The 20764-nt window shown below is 68.3% G+C and carries 22 protein-coding genes and 1 pseudogene; 9 read left to right on the top strand and 14 right to left on the bottom strand.

All coding sequences use genetic code 11. From position 1 onward, the window contains the following. Positions 1-35 precede the first annotated feature (35 nt). The 5 genes from H6900_08065 to H6900_08085 are packed head-to-tail and all read left to right on the top strand — an operon-like array spanning position 36 to position 2637. Positions 36-515, top strand: a complete 480-nt coding sequence (locus H6900_08065) for an MAPEG family protein (protein MCC0073233.1) — start codon at positions 36-38, stop codon at positions 513-515. After that, on the top strand, positions 512-1132 hold the full coding sequence (locus H6900_08070) for a VOC family protein (GenBank protein MCC0073234.1): 621 nt from the start codon (positions 512-514) through the stop codon (positions 1130-1132). The genes H6900_08065 and H6900_08070 overlap by 4 nt, the downstream gene beginning before the upstream one ends. Further along, positions 1129-1602 (top strand): N-acetyltransferase, encoded by a 474-nt coding sequence (locus H6900_08075; protein ID MCC0073235.1) that lies wholly within the window; start codon positions 1129-1131, stop codon positions 1600-1602. Before H6900_08070 ends, H6900_08075 begins: the two co-directional genes overlap by 4 nt. A 43-nt stretch (positions 1603-1645) precedes the next feature. Further along, complete coding sequence (locus tag H6900_08080; protein MCC0073236.1) at positions 1646-2329, top strand: molecular chaperone DjiA; 684 nt, start codon at positions 1646-1648, stop codon at positions 2327-2329. Further along, the gene (locus H6900_08085; GenBank protein ID MCC0073237.1) at positions 2326-2637 is read left to right on the top strand and encodes a hypothetical protein; all 312 of its coding nucleotides are present in this window, start codon (positions 2326-2328) and stop codon (positions 2635-2637) included. The genes H6900_08080 and H6900_08085 overlap by 4 nt, the downstream gene beginning before the upstream one ends. On the opposite strand, the gene H6900_08090 is transcribed toward H6900_08085, so the two are convergent. The 5 genes from H6900_08090 to H6900_08110 form a co-directional block, all read right to left on the bottom strand. Next, on the bottom strand, positions 2589-4055 hold the full coding sequence (locus H6900_08090; protein MCC0073238.1) for a Ppx/GppA family phosphatase: 1467 nt from the start codon (positions 4053-4055) through the stop codon (positions 2589-2591). The genes H6900_08085 and H6900_08090 overlap by 49 nt on opposite strands. 245 nt (positions 4056-4300) lie before the next feature. Further along, on the bottom strand, positions 4301-6490 hold the full coding sequence (locus H6900_08095; protein ID MCC0073239.1) for an RNA degradosome polyphosphate kinase: 2190 nt from the start codon (positions 6488-6490) through the stop codon (positions 4301-4303). 35 nt (positions 6491-6525) lie between these two features. Continuing rightward, positions 6526-7242, bottom strand: coding sequence for a chromosomal replication initiator DnaA (locus tag H6900_08100; protein ID MCC0073240.1), 717 nt, complete (start codon positions 7240-7242; stop codon positions 6526-6528). Continuing rightward, positions 7220-8302, bottom strand: a complete 1083-nt coding sequence (locus H6900_08105; protein MCC0073241.1) for an AI-2E family transporter — start codon at positions 8300-8302, stop codon at positions 7220-7222. Before H6900_08105 ends, H6900_08100 begins: the two co-directional genes overlap by 23 nt. 3 nt (positions 8303-8305) lie before the next feature. Next, complete coding sequence (locus H6900_08110) at positions 8306-8629, bottom strand: 2Fe-2S iron-sulfur cluster binding domain-containing protein (GenBank protein MCC0073242.1); 324 nt, start codon at positions 8627-8629, stop codon at positions 8306-8308. 188 nt (positions 8630-8817) lie between these two features. Between H6900_08110 and H6900_08115 the strand changes: the two genes are divergently transcribed. Beyond that, the gene (locus tag H6900_08115) at positions 8818-9300 is read left to right on the top strand and encodes a peptidoglycan-binding protein (GenBank protein MCC0073243.1); all 483 of its coding nucleotides are present in this window, start codon (positions 8818-8820) and stop codon (positions 9298-9300) included. Between the two features lie 105 nt (positions 9301-9405). Here H6900_08115 and H6900_08120 read toward each other — a convergent pair whose 3' ends face one another. The 3 genes from H6900_08120 to H6900_08130 form a co-directional block, all read right to left on the bottom strand. Further along, the gene (locus H6900_08120; protein MCC0073244.1) at positions 9406-10596 is read right to left on the bottom strand and encodes a UbiH/UbiF family hydroxylase; all 1191 of its coding nucleotides are present in this window, start codon (positions 10594-10596) and stop codon (positions 9406-9408) included. Between the two features lie 59 nt (positions 10597-10655). Further along, on the bottom strand, positions 10656-10895 hold the full coding sequence (locus H6900_08125; protein MCC0073245.1) for a hypothetical protein: 240 nt from the start codon (positions 10893-10895) through the stop codon (positions 10656-10658). 241 nt (positions 10896-11136) lie between these two features. Next, complete coding sequence (locus tag H6900_08130; GenBank protein MCC0073246.1) at positions 11137-11778, bottom strand: pyrimidine 5'-nucleotidase; 642 nt, start codon at positions 11776-11778, stop codon at positions 11137-11139. A 107-nt stretch (positions 11779-11885) separates the two neighbouring features. Between H6900_08130 and H6900_08135 the strand changes: the two genes are divergently transcribed. Continuing rightward, positions 11886-12542 (top strand): GntR family transcriptional regulator, encoded by a 657-nt coding sequence (locus H6900_08135; protein MCC0073247.1) that lies wholly within the window; start codon positions 11886-11888, stop codon positions 12540-12542. Here the strand turns inward: H6900_08135 and H6900_08140 are convergent. From H6900_08140 to H6900_08150, 3 genes are all read right to left on the bottom strand, one after another. Beyond that, on the bottom strand, positions 12539-14527 hold the full coding sequence (locus H6900_08140; GenBank protein ID MCC0073248.1) for a glycosyltransferase: 1989 nt from the start codon (positions 14525-14527) through the stop codon (positions 12539-12541). The genes H6900_08135 and H6900_08140 overlap by 4 nt on opposite strands. A 72-nt stretch (positions 14528-14599) precedes the next feature. Beyond that, positions 14600-15766, bottom strand: a complete 1167-nt coding sequence (gene carA, locus H6900_08145) for a glutamine-hydrolyzing carbamoyl-phosphate synthase small subunit (protein ID MCC0073249.1) — start codon at positions 15764-15766, stop codon at positions 14600-14602. 72 nt (positions 15767-15838) lie between these two features. Further along, complete coding sequence (locus H6900_08150) at positions 15839-16279, bottom strand: GNAT family N-acetyltransferase (GenBank protein MCC0073250.1); 441 nt, start codon at positions 16277-16279, stop codon at positions 15839-15841. A 173-nt stretch (positions 16280-16452) separates the two neighbouring features. Here H6900_08150 and H6900_08155 point away from each other — a divergent pair, with 173 nt between their 5' ends. After that, positions 16453-17244 carry an inositol monophosphatase gene (locus H6900_08155; GenBank protein MCC0073251.1) on the top strand — a complete coding sequence of 264 codons (792 nt, stop codon included), beginning with the start codon at positions 16453-16455 and terminating at the stop codon, positions 17242-17244. Positions 17245-17475: 231 nt separating this feature from the next. On the opposite strand, the pseudogene H6900_08160 reads toward H6900_08155, so the two are convergent. Then, positions 17476-17673, bottom strand: a pseudogene (locus tag H6900_08160) (transposase). An 84-nt stretch (positions 17674-17757) separates the two neighbouring features. Here H6900_08160 and H6900_08165 point away from each other — a divergent pair. Then, complete coding sequence (locus H6900_08165; protein MCC0073252.1) at positions 17758-18330, top strand: hypothetical protein; 573 nt, start codon at positions 17758-17760, stop codon at positions 18328-18330. Here H6900_08165 and H6900_08170 read toward each other — a convergent pair. Next, the gene (locus tag H6900_08170) at positions 18327-19265 is read right to left on the bottom strand and encodes a metallophosphoesterase (GenBank protein MCC0073253.1); all 939 of its coding nucleotides are present in this window, start codon (positions 19263-19265) and stop codon (positions 18327-18329) included. The genes H6900_08165 and H6900_08170 overlap by 4 nt on opposite strands. Positions 19266-20041: 776 nt before the next feature. Then, positions 20042-20719, bottom strand: coding sequence for a class I SAM-dependent methyltransferase (locus tag H6900_08175; GenBank protein MCC0073254.1), 678 nt, complete (start codon positions 20717-20719; stop codon positions 20042-20044). Positions 20720-20764 lie beyond the last annotated feature (45 nt).

Here is a 20764-nt window from a genome sequence, read left to right on the forward strand (position 1 = left end):
ATATTTCGGGCACAAAGAGACGGGGAGGGCATGGCATGGGGACGAAACGGGCCATCATCGCGGCGTCGATGGCGCTGGCGTTGGTCTGGTCGCTGGCGTTGGTCTGGTTGGCACCGCGGGTCGGCGCGCCCGATCCGGTTTCCGCGCTGGTGCTGGGGTTCGTGCCCGCCGGCCTGGTCATGGCGGTCATGATCGGGCGTCTGGCGCAGCGGCGGTTCTTTGACGACGCGATCATCGACGGCGCGCCCTTCGTGCCCGGATCGGGGCCCGAGATCGACCAGCGGGTCCTGACCAACACGACCGAGCAATTGGTGCTGGCGCTGGCGCTCTGGCCCTTTGCCGGTTGGGTTCTGGGATGGGCGCTGTTGCCCGTGCTGGGACTGAATTTCGCCGTCATGCGGGTGCTTTTCTGGCTGGGCTATCACCAGTCGCCCCCTCTCAGGGGGCTGGGGTTCGCGGCGAGTTTCTATCCCACGCCGGTGGCGGCGCTGTGGGCTTTGGGGGTCTGGCTATGACCGCGGTGTTCGATCATCTGGCGGTCGCCGCCGCGTCCCTCGATGAGGGTGTCGCCGCGATGGAGGCGGCGCTGGGCCTGCCGTTGCAGCCCGGAGGGCGGCACGCGGCGATGGGCACGCACAACCGGCTGATCGGCATGGGGCCGGGCACCTATCTGGAGGTCATCGCCATCGATCCCGAAGCCCCGCCACCCGGTCGTCCGCGCTGGTTCGCGCTGGACGGGTTCCGGGGCGCCCCGCGTCCACGCGCCTGGATCCTGCGCGACGACGCGCTCGAGGCGGCGCTGAGCCGGGCGCCGGCGGGGACGGGCACGCCGATGCTGTTCCGCCGGGACGCGCTGACCTGGCGCATGGCGGTGCCCGACACCGGCGTGTTGCCCTTTGACGGGGTCGCGCCCGCGCTGATCGAATGGGGGGCAGGGGTCGCGCATCCCGCCACGCGGCTGCCCGACCAGGGCCTGCGGTTGAGCGTGCTGACCCTGCTGCATCCCGAGGCCGAGGCGCTGCGCGGGGCGCTGGCGGGACTCTGCCGGGATTCGCGCCTGCGCATCGAGACCGGCCCCCCCGGGATCGTGGCCGAGGTCCTCACCCCGCACGGGCGGCGGGTGCTGGAATGATCCGGCCCGCGCATCCCGGCGATGCCCCGGGCGTCGCGGCGATCTGGAATCCGATCATCCGCGACACCGTCATCACCTTCAATCCGCAGGAAAAGACCGACGACGAGGTCGCCGCGACAATCACGGGACGGGCCTGTTTCCTGGTCGCCGAAGGGGCCGACCGGATCCTCGGATTTGCGACCTATGCGCAGTTTCGCGGCGGGCTGGGCTATGCCCGGTCGCAAGAGCACACGATCCTGCTGGCGCCGGAGGGCCGTGGCCGGGGACTGGGCCGCGCACTGATGGCCGCGCTCGAGGATCACGCGCGGGTCGCTGGCCATCACGTCCTGGTGGGCGGGGTCAGTGGGTCGAATCCCGACGGCATCGCCTTTCATGCCGCCATCGGCTTCGAGATCGTCGGCCGGATGCCGCAGGTCGGCTGGAAGCTGGGGCGCTGGCACGATCTGGTGCTGATGCAGAAAATTCTCTGACCGGCGGATGGGCAAAACCCGGGCGCGCGGATAAGATGGGGCCATGTCGCTCTGGACCCGGATCACCGATGCCGTCGAGGCCCTGCGCGCGGGCGAACCGCTCAGCGCGGTGTTCGACCGTCTGCGCGTCCGCCCCGAACGGTCGGTCGCCTTTACCATCGGCGTGATCGCCTTGGGCGCCAAGCTGGCCAAGGCGGATGGCACCGTGACCCGTGATGAGGTGGCGATGTTCCGCGCCGTCTTTACCATCCCGCCGGGCGACGAGCCGCACGCGGCGCGGGTGTTCAATCTGGCGCGCCAGGACGTGGCCGGGTTCGACGCCTATGCGCGCAAGATCGCCGCGCTGTTTCCGCCGCGTGATCCGGTGCTGAAGGATCTGGTCGAAGGGCTGTTTCACGTCGCCATGGCCGACGGCAGCCTTCACCCCGCCGAAGAGGCGTTCTTGCAGCAGGTGTCCGGGATTTTCGGCCTGGAGGAGGCTTGTTTCCGCGCGATCAAGGCCCGCGTCGTGCCGGGCGAGCGGCCCGACCCCTTCGAACTGCTGGAATTGCCGCACGATGCGACGCTGGACCAGGCGCGCAGCGCGTGGCGGCGGATGGTGCGCGAATCCCACCCGGATTCGCTGCGCGCGCGGGGCGTTCCCGACGAGGCCGTCGCCTTGGCCGAGGAGCGGCTCAAGGCGTTGAACAACGCCTGGGAAGAAGTGCGCCAGAGGCACGCGGCATGAGGGGCGCGGCGATTGCCGTCGCGCTGGCGCTGGCGCTGATGGCCGGGCAGGGCGCCCGCGCGGATGTGCCCGGGCGCATGAGCGACATGATGGGGGACTTGCTGGGCGCGGTGGACCCCTGGTTTCGCGACCTGGGCCGGCTGATGGGGGACCTGACGGGCTGGCACGCGCCCGAGGTTCTGCCCAATGGCGACATCCTGATTCGCCGCCGCCGCCCGCAGGATTCGGCCGCCCCCGATGCCGGGCGCCCCGACAGCGATCAGCCGGATGCCGGCTCGTCGGCGGCGACCGATCCTTTCGAGCTCTGAGCGCGCCCGACGCGCAACACCGTGGTCACGCCCAGCGTCTTGGCCAGCGACTGAAAACGCTGTTCGGCCACCTCGCCGAACAACGGGCGGCTGGCCGGGCGCAGGACCAGTTCCAGCACCTTTTTCTTGGGGAAATAGCGCAACTCGCCGGCGTGATCGGGCCGACCCAGCGAGAACATCGCGCCAAAGCGCATCGCACGGCCCAGCATGATCGCGTGGCGGATTTCCTCGTCGTTGAGCAGTTTCAGAACCGGGGTCAGCCGGCTGTCGGCGCCGGGCGACTTGTAGCGGTTCATCAGCGCCAGCCCCAGATAGACCCGTCCCTTGTGGTCGAGCCCGCCCAGATTGGCCCGCGTTGCCGTGTCAAAGCAACTTTCGGACCGATAGTCGGGGTGCGCGCGCCAGTTCACATCGTGCAGCAGGCAGGCGGCCTTGATCAGGCGCATCCGTTCGGGCGGCGCGTGGCGATAGAGGGGTTGCAGGAACTCGAACAGCCGCCGACCAAAGCCGGGCACCCGCGCCGAGGCCCCCTCGAGGTGGCGGCAGGCCTCGATCAGCGGGTCGCGGGCGCGCAGGTCCTCGGGCATCTGTTCGAACAGGATGCCCTCGCGGATGCCATAGCTGGAAATGAAGATTTCGCGCGGCCGAAAGACGTTCAGCAATTGGCGCAGAACCACGGTCGCCAGCGGCACCAGCGCGATGCGCTCGGGCGAAATGCCGGTCTGTTCGCGCAGCTTGCGCAGGTCCTGCGTCGCCAGCCAGTCGATCGTCTTGCGGATCGACTTGGGTGTCATCTCGTATTCGTGCAGCACGGTCAGGGGATAGCCGCGCCGCGCCATGTCCAGCCGTGCCAGGGCGCGCCACGACCCGCCGACCAGATAGAGCGCCTTGTGCCCGGTGCCGACCTCGGTCGCGACCTGCTTCAAGGTCGCGGCGATATGGGCCTTCAGGCCCTTTTTGCCGCCCTTGATCTGTTGCAGCCGGAACGGGCCCAGCGTGGTGCTGACGCGCCGCCCGACGGTGTTGTCGCCGATCTCCGCCAGTTCCATCGACGATCCGCCGATGTCGCAGACCAGCCCTCGCGCGCCGGGCCAGCCCAGCAGCACGCCCTGCGCCGACAGCCGCGCTTCCTCGCTGCCCGGGATGATGTCCATCTCGAGGCCCGTCGCGGCCTCGACCTCGGCCTTGAAGGCCTCGCCGTCGATGGCCTCGCGCACCGCCGCGGTGGCGACCATGGTCAGGCTGGTCAGGTGCATCTCGGCGGCCAGCAGGGCAAAGCGCGTGATCGCGGCCAGCGCGCGGCTGCGCCCCTCGGGGTGCAGGCGGTTGGTTTCGGCCAGTCCCCGGCCCAGTCCGCACAGGATCTTTTCGTTGAAGAAATAGGCCGGCGAGCGGGCGGCGCCGTCGAAAACCACCATCCGGACCGAGTTCGAGCCCACGTCGATCACGCCCACGCGTTCGAGCCCGCGCACCGCCTCGTCGTCGGTGATCGGTTCCCCGACATGGCCGCGAACCGGCGTTTCAGCGGGGGGCGGGGTTGCGGTGTCGGTGGTTGTCACGGCCGTCCTCGAATCCTTGGCGGGGGGGGCGTTACAGCATGTAGGCAGCGCCGCGCCGCGGCGTCAACCGCGCGCGGACACCTGCCCCTGCGTCATGGTGCGCCTCAATCGGGCGCATGGGCCAACGCGGGAACGTCCTGCGCCCCCGCCGACCCCCGCCCCGAGAGCGAGGGATTTTCCATGAAGAAGCGGTGGCAACTGAACATCGGCCGGTCGTCGGGCGTGTCCGGGTCCGGCGTCGCGCGCAAGTAGCGCCCGGCGCTGTCCAGCACCCAGCTCTGCGCTTCGTCATAGAGGTTCGCGGCCATGACCTGCTGCACGATCTGCGCCTTGACCGTGCGGTTCTGGATCTCGACCAGGGTTTCCACGCGGCGCATCAGGTTGCGCCCCATCCAGTCGGCGGACGAGATGAACACCCGTGCCTGTTCGCCCGGCAACCCGTGCCCCGAGCCGAAGCAGACGATGCGCGAATGTTCCAGGAATCGGCCAACGATGGATTTCACCCGGATATTTTCGGAAAAGCCGCGGATTCCCGGCCTGAGCCCGCAGATGCCCCGGATCACCAGGCTGATCCGCACCCCGGCCTGCGAGGCGGCATAGAGCGCGTCGATCACGTCGGGGTCGATGAGCGAGTTCATCTTGGCCCAGATCTGCGCGGGGCGTCCGGCGCGGGCGTGGTCGGCCTCGCGCGCGATCAGTTCCAGCAGGCGATCCTTCAGCGTCAGCGGCGAGATCGCCAGGTTCTCCAGCTGTGCCGGTTGCGCGTAGCCGGACAGGTAGTTGAACACCCGCGCCGCATCGCGCCCCAGCGCCGGTTCGCAGGTGAACAGGCTGAGGTCGGTGTAGATGCGCGCGGTGATCGGGTGGTAGTTGCCGGTGCCCCAATGGGTATAGGTGACCAGCTTGTCCCCCTCGCGTCGCACCACGGCGGAAATCTTGGCGTGCGTCTTGTAGTGGATGAACCCGTAGACGACATGCGCGCCGGCGCGTTCCAGCCGGCGGGACTGGCGGATGTTGGCGGCTTCGTCAAAGCGCGCTTTCAGTTCGACAAAGGCGGTGACGGATTTGCCCGCCTCGGCGGCTTCGCACAGGGCGGTAACGATCGGACTGTCGCGCGACGTGCGATAGAGCGTCTGCTTGATCGCCAGCACGTTCGGGTCGCGCGCCGCCTGTTCCAGGAACCGCACCACCATGTCGAATGTCTCGTAGGGGTGGTGCAGCAGCATGTCCTTCTGGCGGATCGCCGAGAACATGTCGCCGTCGTGATCCTGCACCCGCTCGGGCACCCGCGGGGTAAAGGGCGGCCATTGCAGGTCGCGCCGTGCATCCACCACCAGTTCCTTCAGGTCGGCCATGCCCAGCAGACCGTCCAGATCGACGATTTCCTCGGGGGCCACGCACAATTCATCCATGATGAGGGATTTCAGCGCGGGCTCCGCGCCGGCCGTCATCGTCAGGCGCACCACTTCGCCGCGGCGCCGGCGCTTCAGGGCGACTTCGAATTCGCGCACCAGGTCCTCGGCCTCTTCCTCGACCTCCATGTCGGAATCGCGCAGCACCCGGAACGCGCAGGAATTGCGCACCGCATAGCCGGGGAACAGCGCCTGCACCTGGTCCAGCAGCAGTTCCTCGAGCGGCAGGAAGCGCAGCGCGCCGTTGTCGGCGGGCAGGCGGATGAAGCGGTCGATCTGTTGCGGCACGGGCAGCAGCGCGTTGCGGCGCAATCCGTCCGCGCGGCGTTCGATCTGAAGCGCCAGGCAGTGGCCCGCGTTCGGAATGAAGGGAAACGGGTGCGCCGGGTCGATGGCCAGCGGCGACAGCATCGGGAACACGTTGGACAGGAAATAGTCGTCCAGAAAGGCGCGGTCCTCGGGGCTGAGCGCGGCGCGGTCCAGCAATGTGATGCGTTCGTTCTCCAGCAGGGCGCGCAACACGCGAAAGGCCTCTTGCTGGGTCTGCAACAGGGCGCGGGCGTCCTCGTCGATCTGCGCGAGCTGCTGCTGCGCGGTCAGCCCGTCGATCGAAGGGGTGGTGTTCCCCGCCCGGTGCAATTCGCGCAGACCGGCCACGCGGACGGTGTAGAATTCATCCAGGTTCGTGGCCGAGATCGACAGGAACCGCACCCGTTCCAGCAACGGCACGCGCGGGTTCGACGCCTCGTCCAGCACCCGCCAGTTGAAGGCCACCCACGACAGTTCGCGGTTGAAGAACCGGCCCGGCGAGGCGGGATCGAAACCCGGGGGCGGGTCGATGGGGTCAGGAAACGGGCCGTGAAGGAAGTCTGCGGTGCTCATTCGGGGGGCGTTACCAAGCAATTGCGACGGTTTCATTATGCCGTGTCCGGACCGTCGCTGTCGAGGGGCTGGGCAAGCAGGTCCCGCGCCAGATCGCGGGTGACGGGACGTTTGCGCGCCATCGAGCGCGCGTCGAGGTCGGCGACCAGCCGCCGGGCGGCCCCGAGCGAGCGTTCCATGCGGCCCAGCAGGTAAGCGATCAGCGCCGGATCGACCCTGAGCTGGCGGTCGGCGAACAGTTTGACCAGAACCGCGCCGAGCAGTGCCTCGTCGGGTTCGGCCAGGGTCAGATGCGTGGCCGCGGTCAGCCGCGAGACCAGGTCGGGCAAGGCCAGCCCCCAGTCGCGCACCGGATGCGTCGCCGTCAGCAGGATCTGCCCGCGGCCGCGCAGATGGTTGAGCAGATGGAACAGCGCCTCTTCGCCGGCGCGATCGCCGGCCAGGCGGTCGGCGTCGTCCAGGGCCAGGGCCAGGGGGCCATCGGTGGCCAGCAGCCCGGGCAGGTCCCGCGCCAGGCGGTCCGCGGGCTGCCAGCGCGCGCCCTCGCGGCTGGCCCAGATCCGGGCGAGATGGGTCTTGCCGCTGCCGCCCGGGCCGCTCAGCACCGCGATGCCGCGCGGCAGGCCGCCCGGGGCCTCGATCGTGGCCAGCGCCAGCGCGTTCGACGGGGCCTGAAGGAAGTCGGCGCGGCCCATGGCCGGATCGGCGGGCAGGTCCAGCGGCAGTTGTTCAGCGCGCGGTGGGGTCGTCATCGGCCTCTCCCTCGGGGCCGGTATAAAGGGACGAGCCCAGGTAAACCGCGGCCGCGTGGCGCGCCAGGACACCGATCGCCGCCGCGACGGGTACCGCAACCAGCATCCCGACGAAGCCGAACAGCGCGCCAAAGACGCTGAGCGCGAAGATCAGCCAGACCGGGTGCAAGCCGACAGACCGGCCGACCAGGCGCGGGGTCATCACGTTGCCTTCCAGGAACTGGCCCAGGGCAAAGACCGCCGCGACCATCGCCAGCGAAAACCAGTCGCCCCAGAACTGCACCAGTCCCATGCCCAGCGCCAGCACGCCACCCATCAGCGCGCCGACATAGGGGATGAAGGTGATCAGTCCGGCAATCAGCCCGATCACCAGTCCGAATTGCAGGCCCACCAGCATCAGGCCACCCGAGTAATAGACCGCCATCACCAGGCAGACCGTGCCCATGCCGCGCACGAAGGCGGCGACGGTCCGGTCGATGTCGCGGGCCAGCGCGCGAATGCCGGCGGCGTGTTCGCGCGGGAGCATCGCATCGATCCGCGCGATCATGTGATCCCAGTCGAGCAGCATGTAGAACGCGACCACCGGGACCACGACGACGAGCATCGCCAGGTTGATGACCGACAGCGCCGAGCCGAGGACCGCGTTCGCCAGCTCGCCCGCGCGCGATTGCAGGGCTTCGCCCAGGCCGCGCAGGGACTGCCGCAGCGTCGAATCGGCATCGACCAGCGAGGGGAAGCGTTCGGTCAGGATCGTCGTCAGGGTTTCCGTCAGCCGCGGCAGCGCGGCGATCAGCGATTGGGTCTGCTGCGCCAGCAACGGAACCAGAAGCAGGGTCGCCAGCAGGAACAGCGACACCGCCACCAGCGAGATCAGCACCGTGGCCGTCGTGCGCCCCAGGCCCAGCCGTTCCAGCGCGTCGGCGACGGGGTCCAGGAAATAGGCCACCGCCGCGCCCAGCACGAAGGGCAGCACCACGTCCCCCAGGAACCACAGCAGCAGCACCAGCACCGCCGCGACGGCCCCCCAGATCTGCACCTGCCTGCGCACGGGGACGGCCATCGGTCAGATCTGCCGTTCGGGCATCCGCACGACCAGCCCCTCGAGTTCGGGCGTGACCTTGAGCTGGCAGGTCAGGCGCGACAGGCGCGGGTCGGGCTGATAGGCGAAGTCCAGCATGTCCTCTTCCATCGGGTCCCTGGCCGGCAGCCGGTCGATCCAGGCGGCATCGACATAGACATGGCAGGTCGAGCAGGCGCAGGCGCCGCCGCAATCGGCCTCGATCCCTTTGACGCCATTGTCGCGCGCGCCCTCCATGACGGTCAGTCCGGGGGCGACGTCGACGACATGTTGGGTGCCGTCGAACTCGATATAGGTGATCTTGACCATGGGTGCCTCGTCAGGGTCTGTCAGCGGTTCTGTCGTGTCCGACATAGGGCAAGCCGCGGCTTTTGACCAGAGACAGGCGGCCGCCAAAAGGTGCCGCGCGCGCCACGGTGCTGCCCGGAATTTGCCCCGTTTTCGGGGGATAGACTGGGTCGAGACCCGAAACAATCCGCCGAATCGGACCTGTTCCCATGATGCGCCGAATCGCCCCCGTTCTGTTGTCCTGCGTGCTGGCCACCGGCCTGGCCGCCTGCCAGGTGAACCCGCCCGAACCCGAGGTGCGCCGCGACGAGGCCGCGCCCGCTTCGCTGTCGCCCGTCGAGGGCGCGGCCTGCTGGGCGACCGACCGCGTGCCCGCCCGCACCGCGACCGACCTGGTCGCGGTGGGCCCCACGGGCGAGCGCCAGCCGCGCACGCGCGTGCTGCACCCGGCCGAGGACCGGCTGTTCGCGGTTCCCTGCCCCGACCAGATGGGCCCCGATACCATCGCCTCGTTGCAGCGCGCGCTGGCGGCGCGGGGGTTGCATGGTGGCGCGGTCACCGGGGTGATGGACGCCGAAACCGCCGCGGCGGTGCGCCGTTACCAGGCGCCGCGCGGGCTGGACAGTGCCATTCTGTCGCTGGACGCGGCGCAGCAGCTTGGCCTGGTGCCGGTGCCGCGCGACCGTCTGTGAGGGTGGGCTGCAAGGGTGGGTTTCGCCCTCGGCCGGCGGCATTCCATGCCGCAGCCCTCGGGCGACCCGGCGCGGCGCTGAAGCGCCGCGCGAGGCCGCCGGCCCTCAGCGCATGCCGATACCCAGTTGCATCAGCCCGCGGCGCACGGGCGACAGCGAATAGAGCGCGTGCAGCGCCCCCGCCCGCAGGTCCCTGAGCGGGCGCGACCGGATCATCGACGCGCGGTTCAGCAGATCAACCCCCGCCAGTCGCATCCGGGCCTCGGTCCAGCGCCGCCGGTGATAGGCGTTCAGCGGGCCGGCCTCGCCCAGCGTCGCCGGATCCGCCAGGTCCATCAGCGCGCTCAGGTCGCCGAGGCTCATGTTCAACCCCTGCGCGCCGATCGGCGGCACGACATGCGCGGCCTCGGCCATCAGGACGGTGCGCTGGCCGTTGAAGCGGTCGGCCAACTGGGTGATGATCGGCCAGACGGTGAGCGGGCTGGCCTGTTCCAGCCACCCGAACAGGCCGCACGAGCGCGCGTTCATGGCCGCTTCGAAAGCGGCGCGGGGCAGGGCGCGCAGGCGTTCTATCTCGGGGCCGGTTTCCATCCACACCACGGCCGAGCACGGCATGCCCTGGTGATCGGGCAGGGGCACCAGCGTGAAGGGCCCGCCCGACCGGTGGATCTCGGTCGAGACGTTGTTGTGCGGGTCGGGGTGGGTGACGGCAAAGGCCAGCGCCTTTTGTCCGTAGCGCGTGGTCGTCACATCGATGCCCAGGGCCTTGCGCACCGGCGAGTGGCGCCCATCCGCGCCGACGACCAGCCGCGCCGACAGCCGTTCGCCATCGGACAGCGTGACCAGCGCCTCGGTCTCGCGGGTGAGAAGCCCACGAAAGGCGGTGCCGGGGCGGAAATCGACGTTGGGCAGCTCGGCCAGCCGGGCGACGAACTCGCGCCGCAGCAGCCAGTTCGGCAGGTTCCAGCCAAAGGGTTGCGCGGACACGTCGGCGGCATCAAAATCATGCGTGATGCGGGCCACGGGCTCGGCGCCGCCGGCATCGACGATGCGCATCACCTGCAAGGGCATCGCGTGGGGTTCCAGCCGTTGCCACAGGCCCGCGGCGCTCAGAACCGGGATCGAGGGTTGCAGGAATGCGGTGGTGCGCAGGTCCGCGCCCGGGGCCTCGCCCGAGGTGACAGGCGGCGCGGGATCGACGCACAGCACCGAATAGCCCGCCGCGCCGAATGCCGCCGCCGCCGCCAGTCCCGCGACGCCGCCGCCCGAGACCAGCACATCGACCCTTTGTCGCATCATCGCCTCCGCCGCTTTGCGCCCGTCTTAGCGCATCGCGGCGGCCGAGGCGAGGCAACTCAGCCGCGACTGATCGCCACCAGCACGACGATCATCAGCGGCGAGGCGACGACCGCCGGCAGATACAAGGCCGGCAACCCCCAGGTGACGATCGCCAGCCCCCAGACCGAGACCAGCGCCAGGATCAGGTAGAGCGGAAAGTCGGCGTCGCCTTCGGCCCATTCGCGGGCGATCGCGCCCAGGATCGGCAGGCGATAGACGGCGGGACGGCGGGCGAGGGCGATGTCGGCACTGGCCATTGATAACTCCGGGTTAAAGGTTTTCACCGGATATGTCTTTGGGCGGCGCCGTGCCTATCGGGCGCGTTGCCGCAGTGTGGCAAGGGGTCGCGGAGGGTGCGGCGTCGTGACCCGTCATCGCGGGCCTTCGCGCGGCGCGTCAGCGCCGCACCCGGTCGCCCGAGGGCTACAGCATGGAATGCTGTCGGCCGAGGGCGAAACCGCCCCCCCACCCCCCTTCGTTGCCACCCCGACCCCGCGCCTAGAGCCGGCTCAGAAAGTCTGCCAGATCGTCGGTGTGGTGGTGCACATGGGCGTGGTGCTGGGCCTCGGGCGTGACCAGGACGGTGCGCATGCCCAGCGCGTGGGGAATGCGCAGGTTGCGCGGGTCGTCCTCGAACATGGCGGCGCGCGCCGGCGTCAGCCCGTCCTTGGCAAAGACGCGCGCAAAGGCCTCGGCCTGGGGCTTGGGGTGATAGTCGGCGTCCTCGACCCCGTAGACCGCGTCGAACAGCCCGTCGAGGCCGCGCGCCGCGATCACCCGACGGGCATAAGGGGCCGAGCCGTTGGTATAGACGATCCGCCGCCCCTTGAGCCGGCCGATCGCCGCGCGCAGCGCGGGGTCGGGCTCCAGCACCGAAAAATCGATGTCGTGAACCTCGACCAGATAGGGAACCGGGTCCACGCCGTGATGGGCCATCAGCCCGGCCAGCGTGGTGCCATAGGTCTGCCAGTAGCCGTGTCGCAGGCGGTCCGATTCGGCGCGATTGGCGCCGGTGGTGCGCATGACGAAATCGGTCATCTTGCGGTCGATCTGGTCGAACAGGCGCACGCTGGGGGAATACAGCGTGTTGTCCAGGTCGAACACCCAGGTATCGACATGCAGGAAGCGAGCGGCGGGCATGGGGCAGGGCTACCGTGACGCGCCCCGATACGCAAGGTCGCAGGCGGCGAATCAGGGCTTTTCACAGGCCTCTCCCGCCTCTAGTCTTCCCGCCCTTGGAGGACCCCATGACCGACATTCGACCGCCGCTGCTCGATGCCTACACGTTGATCCTGGCCGCGATCGACGACGGCACCTATCGTCCCGGCGACCGTTTGGTGGAATCGGAACTGGCGGAACGGTTCGGAGTGTCCCGCACGCCGATCCGCGAGGCGTTGCAGCGGTTGGAAACGCAGTCGCTGCTGACCCGCGACGGGCGCTCGTTGATTGTCGCGTCGCTCGATCACAACCAGTTGGCCGAGCTCTATGTCGTGCGTGCCCAGCTCGAAGGGTTGGCGGCCCGGCTCGCGGCCAAGCACGCCTCGGTCGAAGAGGTGCGCGTCTTGCGCGACATGGTGGCCGACGACCGCAAGCTGGTGAACGACCCCAAGGCGCTGAGCCGGGCGAACAAGCGGTTCCACAAGCAGATCCACCTCGCCTCGCACAACCGGTTCCTGATCCAGCAACTGGACCTGGTGCACCGCTCGATGGCCCTGCTGGCGACCACCTCGCTCGAGGCAGAGGGCCGCGGCCAGGCGGCTCTGGACGAACACGACCTGATGGTCGAGGCGATTGCCCGGGGCGATGGCGACGGCGCCGACAAGGCGTTGCGCGACCATATCAGCCGGGCGTTCGAGACCCGGCTCAAGCTGGAATCGGGCGACCGCCGGCGCCAGGGCCGCTAGGAACCGCTCACCGGGCCGCGCACCGGCCCAGTGGTGGCGGCCGTGTCGTGGATGCCGTGGGTCGTCTTGTCCCAGTAGAACGGGCTCGAGATCATTTCCCAGCAGCCCTTCCAGGCGGCGACGGCGGCCAGCGGGAAATACAGGTGCAGGCTCAGCGTCCAGGGCCTGAGGAACCGGTGGTGGGGGCTTTTCAGCGCGGCGATGTTGATCGCCAGCCCGGCGACCTCGGACAGCAGGAACATCGCCGCCACCCCGGTCAGCGCGCCGTGCGGCAGGGCGGCGGTCAGCGGATGGCCCATCCCGAACAGCATCAGCCAGAAGCTCCACAGAATCGGGGCCAGAAGGAACTGCACCAGCGTGCCCAGGAACAGCACCTGCACCCCCCAGAACCGCCATGCGCCCAGTTGCCGCCACAACAGGCCCGGGTCGCGCATGTGCACCGCGTAGGTCATCGCATAGCCCTTGAGCCAGCGCGAGCGTTGCTTGACCCAGGGCCAGACGCGGCAGTTCGCCTCTTCCAGCGTGACGCTGTCCATCAGTTCGGTGCGATAGCCGTGCCGCGCCAGGCGGAGGCCCAGATCGGCGTCCTCGGTCACGTTGTGCGCGTCCCAGCCGCCCAGCCGGTCCAGCGTTTCGCGGCGAAAGAACAATGTCGTGCCGCCCAGCGGCACCACCAGGCCCAGACGCGCCAGGCCGGGCAGGATCATGCGGAACCACGCGGCGTATTCGATCGTGAAACAGCGGCTCAGCCAGTTGGTGCGGGGGTTGTAATAGTCCAGCACCCCCTGGATGCACGCCAGGTCCGGCCCGGCGGCGGCGAAGCGTTCGACAACGCGGTGCAACTGGTCGGGCGCGGGCGCGTCCTCGGCGTCGTAGACGCCGATAACCTCGCCCCGGGCGAAGTTGAGCGCATAGTTCAGCGCGCGCGGCTTGGTGCGCAGGGCGCTGTCGGGCACCGGAATGACCCGCATCCAGTGGGGCAGGCGGTTGGCGGCCAGCGCGTCGCGGGTCAGGTGGTCGTCTTCCTCGCAGACCAGCATGACGTCCAGCAACTCGCGCGGGTAGGTCAGCGCGCCCAGCCGTTTCACCAGGCGCGGCGCGATGTCCGGTTCGCGATAGAGCGGCACCATGATCGACACCGCCGGCTTGCGCAGCCCGCGGACGGTGCTGTCGGCGGCCGCGCGTGGGCGGCTGTTGGCGATGGCGGCGGCGATCTTCAGCAGGTTGCCGGCGACCAGGAACACCAGCACCAGACCGAACAGGCCCAGGAAGGCGGCCAGCGGCGCGGCGACGGTCGCGGCCAGCATCGCGATCGCGGCGGCGGCGGCCAGGCGGCTGAAACGCTGACCGTTCCACAAGCGGCAGCTTTCCTCGGCCGCGACGCAGGTTTCGGCCATCAGGCGCAGGGCGCTGCGCCGCGAGCCCAGAAGTGCCGCGTGCAGGTCGGGTTCGGGGATCACGGCCATCGCCACCGGGCCGAGCGCGGCCTCGATCTCGTCGCGGTGCAGGTGGAACTGGTCGGGGCGGGCGCAGGCGACCAGGGTGCAGGCGCCGGCGCGCGACCAGGGCAGGCAGCCGATTTGCAGGCAGCGGCGCGGGCCCAGCCGGTCGATCAGTCGCGGGTCGGGCCGCGAGTGCGCCGGATCGATCACGCTGGTGCCGAACTGTTCCGCCAGGGCCGCCATGACCGCCTGATCCGACGCCAGGCCATGCGCGCGCAGGATGTCACCCAGATGCGCCTTGCGCCGGGTCTGAAGTTCCAGCGCCCGCACCAGATCGTCGGCGCGGATCGCCCCGTTGCGCAGCAAGATCGCGCCCAGTTGCGGGCGCGCGATCCCAGGTGGCGGGTCAGCCGGCACGCTTGCAAGGTGCGGCGCGGCCGAATCCGCCACGGCGACGGCGACGGCGCCGTGCACCGCCCCGTCCGGATCGCGCGCGCGACTCTCTGCCTGTCCCATGCCGCCCACCCCAGTTTGCGGCAGCATGGCGGGGCAGGCGTTAACAAGCGGTTAACGCCTCTGCCTCCGCCCGGGTCGGGCCCCGGTGTCCGGTATCGGTCAGGCCGCGGCCTTGCGCGCGTCCATCGCCGCGGCGAAGCGTTCGAACAGGTAATAGCTGTCTTGCGGGCCCGGGCTGGCCTCGGGATGGTATTGCACCGAGAAGACGGGTTTGTCGGCCAGCCGGATGCCGCAGTTCGATCCGTCGAACAGCGAGACATGGGTTTCCAGCACGCCCGCGGGCAGGGTCTGGCTGTCCACCGTGAAGCCGTGGTTCATCGAGGTGATCTCGACCTTGCCGGTCTCGCGGTCCTTGACCGGATGGTTCGCGCCGTGGTGGCCGTGGTTCATCTTGACCGTGCGCGCCCCCAGCGCCAGCGCCAGCATCTGGTGACCCAGGCAGATGCCGAACACGGGCAAGTCCGCGGCCAGAACGCCCTTGATCATCGGCACCGCGTATTCGCCGGTCGCGGCGGGGTCGCCCGGGCCGTTCGACAGGAACACGCCGTCGGGGTTCAGCGCCAGCACCTCGTCCGCGGTTGCCGAGGCCGGCAACACCGTCACGTCGCAGCCCGACGAGGCCAGGCAGCGCAGGATGTTCTTCTTCGCGCCATAATCGATGGCGACCACCTTGTGGCGCGGCGCGGTCTGCGGCTTGTAGCCCTCGGGCCAGGCCCAGCGCATTTCGTTCCAGCGGTAGCTTTGCGCGCAGGTCACGTCCTTGGCCAGATCGAGCCCGACCAAACCCTTCCAGCCGCGCGCGCGCGCCAGCAGGCGATCCAGGTCAAAGTTCCCCTCGGGGTCGTGCGCCAGCGCGACATGCGGCGCGCCCTGCTGCCGGATGGCGCGGGTCAGGCGGCGGGTGTCGATCCCGCCGACGCCGATGCGTCCCTGCCGGGCCAGCCAATGCGTCAGGTCGTCCGCGGCGCGCCAGTTCGAGGGCTCGGTCGGGTCCCATTTCACCACCATGCCCTCGGCGACAGCCTGCTGGGCCTCGTCGTCGTCGGCATTGACGCCGACATTGCCGACATGGGGAAAGGTGAAGGTGACGATCTGCCCGGCATACGAGGGATCGGTCATGATCTCCTGATAGCCGGTCATCGCGGTGTTGAAGCACAGTTCCGCCACCGTCTCGCCGGTCGCGCCAAAGCCGTGACCGTAAAAGATGGTTCCGTCGGCAAGAACGAGGCAAGCGGTCGGGCGCGGCTGCGCGGAAGCTGCGGGCATCGGACGGCTCCTGTCTGAATCGTGCTGTCTCTAAGGGGTCGGCCCGGGGGAATCAAGGGCGCCCCGTGCCGGTTACAGGGTGATGTCGTAGGTTTTCCAGGCCGTCGCCCTGGCCAGCTTGTCGTAAAGCGCGCGCGCGCGGGCGTTGTCCTCGGCGGTGATCCAGCGGATGACGGACCAACCACGCGCGCGGCCTTCCTCGGCGACGGCCTCGATCAAGGCGCGCGCGGCACCCGATCCCCGGGCCTCGGGCGTGACGTAGAGGTCGTCCAGGAACCCGCCCACGGCAGCGGCCAGGGGCCGGGCAAAGGGACGGAAATGGGTGAAACCCACCAATGCGCCGGAATCGTCCTGGGCGACATAGGCCTCGACCTCGTGTTCGTGGTCATGGATCCAGCCCCAGACACGCGCGCGCATCGCGTCGGTCTGTTCGACCTGGTAGAACGCGGCGTAGCCGGCATAGAGGCGCTCCCAGTCGGCGCGGTCCGTATCCTGCGGGCGTCTGATCAGCATGGCGACTCCTGTCGGCGGGTGTTTCCCTGATGTAGCAGGCCCGGGGCCCCGATGGCCAGCGCCCAGCCGCAGGCCACCCTCCGGGACGCCGCCGGGACGCCACCGGGACAGGGCCCCTTTCCTTCCGTCCGCCTTTCCCGTATGGCCCTTCTGTTCAGAACGGAGCCGCCGGTATGCAGGGAAGCGCCAATCTCAATCTCATGATCAAGGCCGTCCGCAAAGCGGGCCGGTCGCTGGTCAAGGATTTCCGCGAGGTCGAGAACCTCCAGGTTTCGGCCAAGGGGCCGGGCGACTTCGTGTCGAAAGCCGACCGCGAGGCCGAACGGATCCTGAAAGAGGAGCTGTTGGCGGGCCGCCCCAACTATGGTTGGCTGGGCGAGGAAACCGGCGAGACCGAGGGCACAGACCCCACCCGACGCTGGATCGTCGATCCGCTGGACGGCACGACGAACTTCCTGCACGGCCTGCCGCACTGGGCGATCTCGGTCGCGCTGGAGCACAAGGGCGAGATCGTCGCCGGGGTCGTCTTCGACGCCGCCAAGGACGAGATGTTCTACGCCGAAAAAGGTCTGGGCGCCTTCATGAACGAAACCCGCCTGCGCGTGTCCGGGCGGCGCACGATGATCGAATGCATCTTTGCCACCGGCGTGCCCTTTGGCGGGCGTCCGGCGCTGCCCGCGACGCTTCAGGACCTGGCGCGGCTGATGCCCGTCTGCGCCGGCGTGCGGCGCTGGGGATCGGCGGCGCTGGACCTCGCCTATGTCGCTGCGGGGCGCTATGACGGCTACTGGGAACGCGGGCTGAATGCCTGGGACGTGGCGGCGGGCGTGCTGCTGGTCAAGGAAGCGGGCGGCTTCTTCGGCCCCATCCGCGACGGCGAGAATCCGGTCGAATCGGGCAACCTGATCGCTGCCAACAGCGCGATTTACGACAGCTTCGGAAAGATCATCCGCGGGCGCGACTGACCCGCGCGTTTCCGGAACCGGGGATTCGCGCACCGCGCGGCGCTGACGCCCGTTCCGGCGGCGATCTTCCCGGCCGGGTTGGCGGTCTGAACGGACCGGGCATCGCCGCCGTCGTCAGAAAAAGCCTGCCCGTCGCCAGACGGCCGGGCTGCCATGTGTCAGCGGTCGCATGGGAACGCAGACCGACGCGCTGTGACAGCACCGCCGCGCCGGACCACGGACCGGCCCCCGCCATCGCCGCCAGCGATTGCAGAGGGTCTTGTGGGGCCGTATTCCTGGGCGCATCCCGCCGGCTCAAGCCATTGCGATTGATGAAGATTATCCCACTCAGAACACGCCGGTCGTCGACGCGAGGCTTTCCGAGGGACTTGGGGAATCAGGGCCCAAACGCGCCATCTGCGCGTCGCTCAGCCAGAAGAGATCAGATATGTCACCGCTCGGTTTTCAGGGGGTGAATCATTCTGAGACGCCGAAATCAATGTGTCCTGACCCTACAGGAAACAGCGTTCCGAGATGCGGTTCACCACCCGGGACCAACTCAAAAGTGGCGTGGACGCTCCCGTTCGCGAAATCGACGGGTTGAATGCCCTGCGGGTTCCGAACGCTCCCAAGGCGCCGGATGCCTTCAACCGAGGCCCCGAAGTCTGGACCCATGACCTCTTCGATAGGCAAGATCACCTCGAACCGGGGCCGCTCGACACCAACAAATGTCCGGGCAAGGTCTCTCGCATCGCGGAATTCTACGGTCCGGCGAATGTACGATTCCGCAGCGACGCAATCAGCTTCCGACGCGATCCGCGAAGCTGTCCTTGGCACGATGTGAAGTCTGCCGGTTCGCTCGCCGTCCATCCTCGTCCCGGTCATCGGATCTATGCCGAGCAACACCCGGTCAATCAGCATCTGTCGAGTCACCGCGCCTTCGTGGCGCTGTGGGCCGTGACCTTGCACCGCAAGTTCGGCAAACCGGCGCGCGACGAAGCGGTCACCGCGAGCCCTCGGCGATCAGCATCTACGATCTCTGCTTCGTGGCGTCCATTCCGTGGGACGAGCAGCCGCAGCGGGTGTTCGATTGAGACGAAGGGTTAGTCAGGGATCGCGTGAAGCCAAACCCGGTCGGGGGAGAGCAACGTCTCACCCGGGTGCAGTTCGTATGTGACCAGCGGCCCATCCTTACCGGCTGAATAGTCGAGGCACAGCGCGTTCGGAGCCTGCAGGACCGGATTGCCGCTGAGCCAGTAGTGACCGAAGAAGACGGGGCGTTCGTGGGCGGGATAGGTCTGCGCCATCAGGGTTCCCGGTAGTGGTCCATCGGGCAGATCATCCGGAACAGGAACCGAGATAGCGATGTCACGCCAGGTCCGGGCCCCTGCATTCCACCATTGCAGCCGAACGTGATCCCGGTGGGTGCCGTCTTTGTCGCGGAATGCAAACCCATCGGGAAGCCGGTGTTCGGGCCCCTTCGTGATTTCCTCGGCATGGTGGAAAAGCACGTCGGCAGGATCAGCCGCGCGGATCAACTGCTCTTCGGACAAAACGCCGTTCCCGGATAGCGCCCGCACGCGGTCGATCGTGGGGTCGACCCAGCAGGCATGCACGGCGCGGAATCCCTCAGCTTCCAGAAACAGCGGGAGGCTGCGCATCCACGCCAGCGCCTCGCGGGTCTCGACGGCACCGACGGGGAACTCCGCCAGGAAGCTTGCGTGCTGGCGCAGGTTCTTCTCCGAATGCGTGCGGAGGGGCTGGCCGGTCTCGGGGTGGGCCGTGTGGAATTGAAGGGCATTGAGCTCGTGGTTGCCCATGATCGCGCGGGCCTTGCCGCTGTCGATCAGGTCGCGCACCAGGTGAATGACGGCCCGGTTCTCTGGTCCACGGTCGATGAAGTCGCCCAGAAAGACGATGGTCCGCTCCGGGTCGGGATGGATCCAGCCCGCCGGACCCCGCCGCCATCCGAGGGCATCGAGCGCTCCCCGCAGTTTGGCGATCTGCCCGTGGATGTCGGGGATGATATCGACTGTTCCCATGCACTCTCCTGAAAATCGTTCCCTATGCTGATGGCTGGTTTGCAGGTGCCGTCGGTCACCGCCCCGCGCCTTGTAACGCTAACGAGTTCGAGTCCTTTTGTCGTCGGGGTTTTCCGGTTCTCGTCACGGGCGGACACCGCCACCGCTACGCACCATTCGGCCAGCGCACCCAGCGACTGCGCCTCTCGCCTGTTGCGGCTCTGTTCCCCTCGAAGGCGATGGACGCAAGGCCTGAAGTTTTGGCGGTTCTGAAACTCAGGACATTGGAAAGACGAGGAAAAATCCGATCGAACCGAATTTGACGAGGTTCGCCCGAACAGAGACGGAGAGCCGTTCAGAGCCCGAAACGGGCTTGGCGTGTAGGCTCACAGGTTCGCATGGGGGAGGCAAAGCCCATTGAAAACACAACTATTTCCGCGCCGCGATGGGCGCCTGTCCGTGTTCGCAACAGGGATGATGGCGGAGGGGATGGGCCTGATATCCAACCTTCTCTACCCTCTAAGCCATTTTTTTAATTGATGAAACTGATGGTTTAGGTCGTCACTTGGTTCAATCGCGACTGGCAGAGAAAAACGGCCGCGGCGCTACGATTGAATGCATCGACAAGACGGAGGCCTTGGAACACCCCCAGCCCAGGTTTGATGACGATCAACTGTCGGCTTCGGCGTTTTTGACCTTCCCTGAGAGGGGTGCCAAAATGTAAGCAAGGCCCATCACTTTGACATGGCGGCATTTTTTTAAAGGCCGTGGTGGAGCCCGGCAAGATGAAATCGACCTTAGGGGCCTGTGTGCCAAGCCAGCACACCGATCTCATTCGTAGCGCCTTCCAGTATGATGCCACCGCGTGCGTGTGTACGTGCCATGGCCATAATGCGGTCGTAGTCCGGCGCGATCCCGTGCATCCGCAGATGAGATATCGCATCGGGAACTGCGGCATCCATTGGGCGTTGCGGATGCCAAGTCTCTTTGATCCAGACCGGCGTTACCATGCGCCCAATGGCAACGAGTTGCTCCAGCGCGTTCGGCGTCCCCGGCGGCAGAGGGAGCGAGGCGCCATGCGCGGCGAACACCGCGTCGAGCCAGGGGTCATGGCGTTTGCGGCCCCAACCGATATAGACGCACCAGCCACGGGAACAGGCCTCCATGCGGAGAAAATCCTCGGGCGTTCGGACACCGGGCATCATCTGCGCCAGGACCAGATCAAAACCGCCGGTCCAGCCGTGTGCTTCGGGGTCGATGTCTTTCCAATCGGCGCGGACCGCCGTCACGCGTCGTTCGGGATCGTTGGCCGAGAGACGGGCCAGCATCCCCTCGGAAACATCGGTGGCGGTGACATCCGCGCCCTCATCGGACGCATAGAGCGCAAAGACACCGGTGCCCGCACCAACATCGAGGCAGCGCATCCCGGTCCGGGGCAGAGCCGCTTGCGGGACATGGGTGAGACGCGCCAGCATCCGGGCGCGGTGGCCCGGGTCTCGCCCGCTGGGAAAGCGGGGCGC

The organism is Rhodobacter sp. (assembly GCA_020637515.1).
Taxonomy (GTDB): Bacteria; Pseudomonadota; Alphaproteobacteria; order Rhodobacterales; family Rhodobacteraceae; genus Pararhodobacter.